This window comes from Angustibacter speluncae, assembly GCF_054777815.1.
This window is the reverse complement of the sequence record NZ_BAAHAF010000079.1, coordinates 1-2,065: the sequence shown is the minus strand read 5'-3', so window position 1 is coordinate 2,065 and position 2,065 is coordinate 1. Positions and strand designations below refer to the sequence as shown.

2 protein-coding genes and 1 pseudogene are annotated in these 2,065 nt (G+C 76.7%); 1 reads left to right on the top strand and 2 read right to left on the bottom strand.

What is annotated here, in order from left to right; genetic code table 11:
* Positions 1–1,051: alpha-ketoacid dehydrogenase subunit beta (locus tag ACYVKY_RS09440; protein WP_460434719.1), on the top strand; the 1,051-nt coding region annotated here is incomplete at its 5' end.
* A gap of 21 nt (positions 1,052–1,072) precedes the next feature.
* Here the strand turns inward: ACYVKY_RS09440 and ACYVKY_RS09435 are convergent.
* Together ACYVKY_RS09435 and ACYVKY_RS09430 are read right to left on the bottom strand one after the other, a co-directional pair.
* Positions 1,073–1,540 carry a hypothetical protein gene (locus ACYVKY_RS09435; RefSeq protein ID WP_460434718.1) on the bottom strand — a complete coding sequence of 156 codons (468 nt, stop codon included), beginning with the start codon at positions 1,538–1,540 and terminating at the stop codon, positions 1,073–1,075.
* Positions 1,537–2,065, bottom strand: a pseudogene (locus tag ACYVKY_RS09430) (hypothetical protein); the annotation flags it as partial. The pseudogene ACYVKY_RS09430 and the gene ACYVKY_RS09435, both read right to left, overlap by 4 nt.

The window sequence follows — 2,065 nt, the reverse complement described above, 5'->3', positions numbered from 1 at the left end:
CGAGGCCGACCGCCTCGCCGCGCACCCCGGCCCGGCCGCCGGGCCGCAGACGCTGGCCCAGGCGATCGGCGGCGCCCTGCGCCAGGTGCTCGCCGCCGTCCCGGGCGCGATGGTGCTCGGCGAGGACGTCGCGGCCAAGGGCGGGGTGTACGGCGTGACCCGCGGCCTGCAGAAGGAGCACGGCGGCACCCGCGTCTTCGACACCCTGCTCGACGAGCAGACCGTGCTCGGGCTGGGGCTCGGCGCCGGGCTGGCGGGCCTGCTGCCGGTGCCGGAGATCCAGTACCTGGCGTACCTGCACAACGCCGAGGACCAGCTGCGCGGCGAGGGCGCGACGCAGGCGTTCTTCTCCGCGGGCCGCTACACCAACCCGATGGTCGTCCGCGTGCCCGGCTACGCCTACCAGCGCGGCTTCGGCGGCCACTTCCACAACGACAACTCGGTGGCCGTGCTGCGGGACGTGCCGGGTCTCGTCGTGGCCTCACCCGCCCGGCCGGACGACGCGGCCGCCGTGCTGCGCACCTGCGCCGCCGTGGCGCAGGTCGAGGGACGGGTGTGCGTGTTCCTCGAGCCGATCGCGCTGTACCACTCCCGCGACCTGCACGACGACGGCGACGGCGGGTGGCTGGCGGTCGACGACGCCGCCCACGTCCCGGTCGGTCGGGCCCGCACCCACGGCGACGGCACCGACCTGACCCTGGTCACCTTCGGCAACGGCCTGCGGCTGTCGCTGCGGGCCGCGCGGGCGCTCGCGGCCGATGGCGTGGGCGTGCGGGTGGTGGACCTGCGCTGGCTCGTGCCGCTGCCGGTCGACGACGTGCTGCGCGAGGCGCAGGTCAGTGGGCGGGTGCTGGTGGTCGACGAGACCCGGCGCAGCGGAGGGGTGTCGGAGGGCGTGGTGACCGCGCTCGTCGACGGCGGCTACCGGGGCCACCTCGCCCGGGTCGCCGCGCACGACAGCTTCGTGCCGCTGGGCGCCGCCGCCGACCTGGTGCTGGTGCAGGAGGCCGACGTGCTGCGCGCGGCGCGCGACCTGCTCGCCCGCGACTGATCCCCGCTCGCCGACCCGGGGTCACCGGCCGGCGTCGAGCAGGACGGCGCGGAACGAGGCGAGCTCGCGCGCCCAGGCCGGGCTCGTGCGCCGCTCGTCGTCGAGGGCCAGCTCGACCCGCGAGGCGTCGGCCACCGCGTAGACCTGGTCGGCGACCGCGTCGTCGAGCAGGTGGTCGAACCCGAACGAGGCCTCGAACCCGAACCACGCCACCCGGGCGCCGGCGCCCGTGACGTGGGTGAGCCAGCCGCGCACGACGTCCTCGAGGTCGTCGGGGACGGCGTCGTAGCGCACGTCGACCTCGTGCACGACCAGACCGCCCAGGGCGTCGTCCGGCGCCTCGAGCTCGTAACCGCGCACCCGGGTGGGCGCGACCGCCCCGACGCGCGTGCCCTCGAGTTCGGGCGGCACGGCGCCCGGCCAGGCGGCGAACAGCAGCAGCTCGGCCCAGCTGCCGCTCCAGGTCAGCGCCTCGTGCAGGGTCGTCACGGGATGCCCCACTGGGTGCGCTGGTTCGCGTCCGGGACGACGGCCGAGATCACCTTGCCCTTGTACGGGCCCTCGGTCGCCACGAAGACCACCACGTCGGTGCCGTCGGGGGCCTTGCCGACGTAGCCGACCGACTGGGTGCCGCCGAGCCGCCAGCTGAAGGTCGAGCTCGGCGCGGTGAGGATCGGGCGCGTCAGCGTGCTGAACTGCTCGACCTGGGACGCCAGGCTGCCGCGGTTGGGGATCAGGCCCTCGTCGCGCAGGTGCCGGATCGCGTGACCGCCGTCGTTGCGCATGCCGGTGAGCGCGTCGCCCGCGGCCTCGTCGGACAGGGCCAGCGCACCCTCCGCGCGGTCGGCCGCCTCGTCGGCCTCGCGGGCGGCGTCGGTGAGGTCGCCGCAGTCCCCGCCGGCGAGCACCCGCGAGGCGGTGAGGACGGCGCCCACGGCCGCGACCGCGTGCACCGGGCGGTCGGCGCCGCCCAGGGCCAGGACCCCGCTGCCGCTCAGCGGGCCGGCCGCCACC